Annotated in this window: 7 protein-coding genes and 1 pseudogene; 3 read left to right on the plus strand and 5 right to left on the minus strand. The window is 66.9% G+C overall.

Annotated features, from left to right (window positions below; genetic code table 11):
• Positions 1 to 274: pseudogene (locus D7X12_RS37430) on the plus strand (FHA domain-containing protein); the annotation flags it as partial.
• A 64-nt stretch (positions 275 to 338) separates the two neighbouring features.
• Here D7X12_RS37430 and sctV read toward each other — a convergent pair.
• Entirely contained in the window at positions 339 to 2,465 is a 2,127-nt protein-coding gene (gene sctV / locus D7X12_RS37435) for a type III secretion system export apparatus subunit SctV (protein ID WP_120629980.1), read from the minus strand.
• A gap of 87 nt (positions 2,466 to 2,552) precedes the next feature.
• Positions 2,553 to 3,020, minus strand: a complete 468-nt coding sequence (locus tag D7X12_RS37440) for a tetratricopeptide repeat protein (RefSeq protein ID WP_120629981.1) — start codon at positions 3,018 to 3,020, stop codon at positions 2,553 to 2,555.
• 280 nt (positions 3,021 to 3,300) lie between these two features.
• Here D7X12_RS37440 and D7X12_RS37445 point away from each other — a divergent pair, with 280 nt between their 5' ends.
• The gene (locus D7X12_RS37445) at positions 3,301 to 3,528 is read left to right on the plus strand and encodes a hypothetical protein (protein WP_120629982.1); all 228 of its coding nucleotides are present in this window, start codon (positions 3,301 to 3,303) and stop codon (positions 3,526 to 3,528) included.
• Positions 3,529 to 3,650: 122 nt separating this feature from the next.
• Here D7X12_RS37445 and D7X12_RS37450 read toward each other — a convergent pair whose 3' ends face one another.
• Positions 3,651 to 4,181: a tetratricopeptide repeat protein gene (locus D7X12_RS37450; protein ID WP_244225016.1), complete on the minus strand. Its 531-nt coding sequence runs from the start codon at positions 4,179 to 4,181 to the stop codon at positions 3,651 to 3,653.
• 58 nt (positions 4,182 to 4,239) lie between these two features.
• Positions 4,240 to 5,307, minus strand: a complete 1,068-nt coding sequence (locus D7X12_RS37455; RefSeq protein WP_120629983.1) for a DUF1521 domain-containing protein — start codon at positions 5,305 to 5,307, stop codon at positions 4,240 to 4,242.
• Positions 5,308 to 5,621: 314 nt separating this feature from the next.
• Here D7X12_RS37455 and D7X12_RS37460 point away from each other — a divergent pair, with 314 nt between their 5' ends.
• A complete protein-coding gene (locus D7X12_RS37460) occupies positions 5,622 to 5,849 on the plus strand; it encodes a hypothetical protein (RefSeq protein ID WP_120629982.1) in 228 nt (75 codons plus the stop codon).
• 141 nt (positions 5,850 to 5,990) lie between these two features.
• Here the strand turns inward: D7X12_RS37460 and D7X12_RS37465 are convergent, their stop codons facing one another.
• Positions 5,991 to 6,656: a carboxypeptidase-like regulatory domain-containing protein gene (locus tag D7X12_RS37465; protein ID WP_120629984.1), complete on the minus strand. Its 666-nt coding sequence runs from the start codon at positions 6,654 to 6,656 to the stop codon at positions 5,991 to 5,993.
• Positions 6,657 to 6,714: the final 58 nt, after the last annotated feature.

A 6,714-nucleotide genomic window follows, 5' to 3' on the forward strand; every position in this document is an offset into this window, starting at 1 on the left:
GCCTCCGCCAGCGCCCGAACCGGAACCCGAGCCGGAGCCCGCCCCCGCGGCCGCCGAAGAGGCCCCCGCGTCCTCCGAAGAGTCTTCCGAGGCGTCCTCCGAGGAGCCGCCGCCCGACGAGGGCCAGGGCGAGTCCATGCCCGAGCCCGAGGCCGACAGCGGTGGCGTGATGGAGGGGCTCGCGGACAAGAAGAAGTTCGTCCCGCTCATCGTCATGGGCGTGGTGGGACTGACGTTCCTCGCGCTGATGATCGCCGTGCTCGCAGGCGCCTGAACGAAAACGGCCCCTCGCGGGGCCGTCGGACTGCTTCCAGACTCCCGAACTTCCGACCGCGGGACTAGCGGCCGGAGGAGATGCGCGCGACCGGCTGGATGTTCAGCTCGGGCGACAGCTCCTGGTAGCTGAGGATGGAGAACGAGGGGTTGAACTCGTACTCCAGCAGCTTGCGCACGTAGCGGCGGATGTCCATCGCCGTGAGGATGACGGGGCGCTGGGCGCTGGGCGGCAGGTGGCCGCACTCGGAGCGCACCGCGCCGACGATCTCCTGGGCGATGTCCGGCTCCAGCGCCAGGTGGGCGCCCGCGGAGGTCCGCTTGATGGAGCTGCGGATGGCCTCCTCGATGTTCGGATCCAGCAGGTACACCACCAGCGTGCCGGTGCCGCGCGCGTACTTGTGGGAGATGTACCGGCGCAGCGAGGCGCGCACATGCTCGGTGAGCATGACGTTGTCCGCCTCCACCTGGCCGTACTCCGACAGGGCCTGGAGGATGCCGCGCAGGTCGCGGATGGAGATCTCCTCCTCCACGAGCCGCCCGAGGATGTCCGTCAGCTTCAGCACGTTGACGATCTTCGGGACCACTTCCTTCACGATGGCCGGGAACGCCTTCTCCAGCTGCTCCAGCATCGTCTGCGTCTCCTGCACGCCCACGAACTCGCGGGCGTTCTTCCGGAGCACGGCGGCGGTGTGCAGGATGATGTAGCCGGGCACGTCCCAGGTGGTGAGGCTGGCGGCCTCCAGCGTCTCCCGGTACTGCTCCGGCACCCACGCGGCCGGCTGGCGCGTCGCGGGGTTGATGGCCTCGAAGCCCGGGATGTTCATCAGCTTGAGGCGCTCCACCGTGTCGTTCACCAGGATGTGGCCCAGGGTGGCCTGGCCGGTGACGACGGGGACCTCGTTGATTTGAATCTGGTAGGCCCCGGGCGGCAGGCCGCCGTTGCCGCGCGCGCGCACGCCGGGGAAGCGCACGCCCAGCTCCACGAAGAGGCCGTCGCGCATGAACGGGATGAGCTCGAAGAGGAACTTGCCGCCGTCCTGCCGCGAGTCCACGAAGGGCACCAGCGCGTCGGACACCTCCAACACGATGGGGGTGACGACGGGGATGAACAGCTCCGAGTCCGGGTTGAGCTGCTCCTTGGGCGCCGGCTCTGAAGACACCGGCGTGCCGAAGCTGGACTCCGTCGCGGGGCCCGCGTCCTCCGCGGCCTGATCCGCGTCCTTCTTCTTCATCATCGTGTACGCGCCGAAGCCCGCGCCCGCGCCGAGGAGGAAGAAGGGAATCTTGGGCAGGCCGGGGATGAGGCCCAGGCCCACGAGCATGGCCGACGCGATGGCGATGGCCTTCGGGTAGGCGGTGAGCTGGGTGCCCACGTCCTTGCCCAGGTGCGCGCCCTCCTCCTCGCCGCCCACGCGCGTCACCAGGATGCCGGCGCAGGTGGAGATGAGGATGGCGGGGATCATGCCGACGAGGCCGTCACCGATGGTGAGCAGCGTGTACTTCTGCGCCGCGTCGCCCGCGGCCATCCCCTTCTGGGTCACGCCGATGATGAGGCCGCCCACGATGTTGATGACCGTGATGATGATGGACGCGATGGCGTCGCCCTTCACGAACTTCATGGCGCCGTCCATGGCGCCGAAGAGCTGGCTTTCGCGCTCCAGGTCGCGGCGCTTCTTCTTGCCCTGCTCCTGATCAATGGAGCCGGCGCGCATGTCCGCGTCGATGGACATCTGCTTGCCGGGCATCGCGTCCAGGGTGAAGCGCGCGGCCACTTCCGCGACGCGCTCCGAGCCCTTGGAGATGACGATGAAGTTCACCACCACCAGGATGAGGAAGAGGATGGCGCCGACGACGAAGTTGCCCTGCACCACGAAGTTGCCGAACGCGACGACGACCTCGCCCGGGTCGCCGGTGAGCAGGATGAGTCGCGTGGTGGAGATGGTGAGCGACAGGCGGAACATCGTCGTGATGAGCAGCACCGTCGGGAACACCGACAGCTGCAGCGCGCCTGGCACGTAGAGAGAGATGAGGAGCAGTACCACCGAGATGCTGATGTTCAGCGTCAGCAGGATGTCCAGCAGGAACGTCGGCAGCGGGACGATCATCATCCCGACAATGGCCACGACGACCACCGCCAGGACGATATCGGAGTACTTGTTCAGGAAGCTGTTCGGATCGCCGGTTGCCATTCTCGGGGCGCCATCCTAGTCCGTGCCCGCCCCGGTTCCCAAGGGGGGGTGTGCCCTCCCCTGGCGAGGGAGGGGCCTGCGGGGAAGCTACGAGCGGTCCTCGGGGGCTTCGGCCTCGGCGCCCTCGTCGGAGCTCTCCAGGGCCGCGGCGGCGAGCATGCGCGCACGGCGGCTCAGGGGGTCCTTGTCCTCCGGGTCCAGCGACACGGCATGCTGGAAGTCACGGGCGGCGTCCGTCACCCGGCCCTGCCGCAGGAAGGCCTCGCCCCGGTTGACGAAGGGGGTGATGTCGGAGGGGTCCAGCTCGATGGCGCGGTTGAAGCAGGCCACCGCGGCGTCCAGATCCTCCAGTGCCAGGTGGCAGGCCCCCAGGGCCGTCTGGAAGTACGCCTCTGACGGATCCAACGAGGCCAGGTGCTGGAAGAGCCCCAGCGACTCGTTGAACTGCCCGTCCTGGAACAGGTTGAAGCCTTCGGTGGCCCGCTCGAGCATCTCCGGGCCGGACAGCGGCCGGGCGTTGTCGTTCGACACCGGAGCCTTGGATTCGGTCGTCATCAGCGCGGGTCCCTCACAGGGAGGACAGGAGGACGTGGGCCCGCAACCGACCACCGAGGGACTGGGGGTGGCTTCGGGCGCGGACAGCTTAGTCTGTTATCGGCACAACCTCCAAAGAGGGTGCGTCCCCGCGTGCGGTGCGGTTTTCCGGGGCCCTCTTTTCTGGCGGCGAAAAAGATCGGAAAATGCCGAGGAAACTTCCGGACCCCGATCCCCCATAATCCTTTTGTAAGCAGCTTCGCAGCGCACCCACCCGCTACCAAAAACCTGGAGACATCCCATGTCCAACGCTACCGTCGCCGGCGCCGCCATCTCGAAGGCCTTCAACACCAGCCAGGGCCTGAACGCCACCGAGCAGGCGTCCCTGAAGGGCCTCACGGGCGATGACCGTACCCGCGCCGAGGCCCAGCTGATGCTCCAGAAGCAGCAGGAGTCGGTTGCCTTCGCCTCCAACATCATGAAGAAGCTGAACGAGATCGCGATGTCGATCATCGGCAACCTGAAGTAATCCTGCCGCTTCCTGGCAGAAAGAGCCGGTCCTCCTTCACTGGAGGCCGGCTCTTCGCTTTTGCGGGCCACGCATGGCGCGGCGCCCCTGGCTTCACGCCAGGGACGCACGGGGCACGCGGCCTACTTCTTTGAAGGGGCGGACGGCCCGCCCGAACCCTGGACCCGCTCCGCCTGCTGCTTGAGCGCGAGCAACGTGCCGCGCGCCCGCTGCGTGGAGCGGCGCTGCAGGGACGGGTCGTTCTGGATGGCGCGGCTGAAGTCCTGGAGCGCGGCGGGGACGTTGCCGCGGCGCAGGAAGATCTCCCCGCGGCCCACGAGCGCATCCCCGTTGTCGGCGTTGAACTTGAGCGACTGCTCGAAGGCGTTGAACGCCTCGTCGAAGCGCTCGAGCGTCATGTACGCGGCGCCGACCTGGCAGTGCAGCACGCTGTCATACGGCGACGCGGCGACGAGCCCCTTGAAGATGTCCAGGGCCTGGGCCGTCCTGCCCGCCTGCATGATCTGGTGTGCCGTCGTCGCCCAGCGGTAGAGCGTCGCCTGCGGCATCTTCAGGAACTCACCCAGCGTCACTTCTCCGCGAATCAACCGCTCATCTTCTTCCTGCTGGCGGGACTCGGCGGGCGTGGCCGGGGATGGGGGCTTGGAACTCAACGTGAACCTCCTGACGAGCGGGGCACCACACCGCCCCGCTCGCTGGAGGGTGTGGCGACTAGAAGAAGATGTTGCGCGGACGCACGGTATCACTCATGCGCGGGATCTGCTTCAGGGCCTTCAGCATCGTGGTCACCGAGTCGAAGGCCTCCGTCAGGCCCTTGCGGTGCTTGCTCTTGTCGTACGCGCCGCCGAAGTCATCCACGCGGGTGAACGGGTTGAAGCCCTTCGTGCGCGTCTGCGACAGCGAGTCGAAGGTGTTCGTCACCGCGTTGAGGCGGCTCTGCAGCGCGGCCAGCGGCTCCTTGTTGCTCGCGGACAGGGCCGGGTTCGCCGAGCCACCGTAGGTGTGGCTCACGTTGACGTCGCCGCCCTTCTTCAGGACCTCGCCGCCGTTCTCCGAGCCGACGATCTCCGCGCTCTCGAAGGTCCAGTCGTCCGTGGAGGCGCCCATGGTCACGACGTCCACGGTCTTGTTCTGACCCGCGAAGCGGACCGCCTCGTCGACGGCGTCGCGCTTCACCGCGCTGATGGTGCCCTTGCCCTTGTCCAGGTCCTTCACCGACACGTGGTCGTCGCCCATGATGATGTCGAGCGAGCCCGTCACCGTCATGCCGTTGCCGTACGGCACGCAGTTGACGTTGATGCGGGTGCCGTCACCGAGCACGAACGTGGTGTCGTTCTTGAAGTCCCACTTGCCGCCGTCGCCCTCGTCCACGTGCGGATCCCCCCACACGCGGGTCTCCTTGCCGTCCGGCCCCGTCACCTTCCACTCGAACTGGCCCAGCGGTTCGATGGTGTAGCCACCCGGGGTCTTGATCTTGTTGCCATCGACCTCCAGGGAGTAGCGCGCGTTGGCGTTGTCCAGCGGGTTCGGCGTCTCCGTGGGGAAGGCGCCCGAGCTGGCGGAGGCGCTCTTCGTCGTCACCGACTTGCCCATCTGATCGGCCTTGGCGTTCGCCTTGTCCGACTTCGCGGTCGCGCCGGCAATGGCCTTGTCCACCTGGCCCAGCGTGGTCTCGATGAGCTTCGTGTTCTTCGCGATGGTCGCGTCGTTCACGACGCCTTGAGCAGGGTTCTTCACGCTGAGCGTCTGGGTGTTCAGACCGCTGATGTTCGTCGCCATGGGCATCCCCCGGGAAAGGGAACTGGAGGTCAGGAAAGCGCTAGAAATAGATCAACTGGTGGGATTGTCGCTCGCGGGCAGCCGGGAGTTTCGCTTGGAGGAGGGCGAATTTTCCAGCCAGGGTCCATCCGCGCACCCGGGAGGGCCCTACCTCCTATGCGGGCGAACCGGCGGGCACCGCGCGAAACCAGGAAATGGAGGGAAAAATCAGGATCGGAAATCCCGAGGAAACTTCCGGACCCCGATCCCCCATAATCCTTTTGTAAGCAGCTTCGCAGCGCACCCACCCGCTACCAAAAACCTGGAGACATCCCATGTCCAACGCTACCGTCGCCGGCGCCGCCATCTCGAAGGCCTTCAACACCAGCCAGGGCCTGAACGCCACCGAGCAGGCGTCCCTGAAGGGCCTCACGGGCGATGACCGTACCCGCGCCGAGGCCCAGCTGATGCTCCAGAAGCAGCAGGAGTCGGTTGCCTTCGCCTCCAACATCATGAAGAAGCTGAACGAGATCGCGATGTCGATCATCGGCAACCTGAAGTAATCCTGCCGCTTCCTGGCAGAAAGAGCCGGTCCTCCTTCGCGGGAGGCCGGCTCTTCGCTTTTGCGGGCCACGCATGGCACGCGCGCGAAAGCCCCGGGAGCAGGCACCCTGCCCCCGGAGCTCACGGCGCATGGCTGTGACTCAGGGCGTCGGAAGCTGGGCGTTCAGCAGGATCTGATGCCGGGTGGTGACGAGGACCTCGAAGTCCGCCGTCACGGAATTGGCGTAGTCGCCGGTGTCCTTGATGCGGACCTGCATGGGCCGGACTGCCTTGCCGGCCTGGGCGTACCGGGCGGTCACCGTGTACCGGCCGACGGGCACGTCCTCCACCGCGTCACCATCCGGCGTGCGCACCAGCTTCTTCGTGATGGGCGCGCCGTCGCTGCCGTCCACCAGCTTCCCGTTCGGGGTCAGCGTCAGCTCGATGTCGTCCGAGGTGATGGGCTGCTCCGGGTCCGCGGGGTCGAGCAGCTGATCCACGTACACGGCGACGAACCCACCGTAGAAGCCCAGGTCGGGGCGCTTGCCCGAAAGCTTCCAGGTGAAGTTGCGCACCGCGCCTTCGTTTCCGGCGAAGACGGCGTCGTCGTTCGGATCCAGGTCGAAGGTGTAGGAGCGGCTGTTGTACTGGACCTTGTGCGTCGCGCTGGCGTGCCAGGTCCCCGCCGGAGAGCTGACGTCGATGCGGTAGGTGCCATCCGAGCCCGTCGTGCCCAGGGCGTTGGTGTCGTAGATCATCGTGTTGTCCGCCACGACGACCACCCCCTGCATCGGCTGGCCGCGGGCGTCCACCACCTTGCCGGACATGTAGCCCTGCTGGGTGCCTCCGCCTCCGCAGGGCTACATGTCCGGCAAGGTGGTGGAC

The organism is Corallococcus sicarius (genome assembly GCF_003611735.1).
Classification (GTDB): Bacteria; Myxococcota; Myxococcia; order Myxococcales; family Myxococcaceae; genus Corallococcus; species Corallococcus sicarius.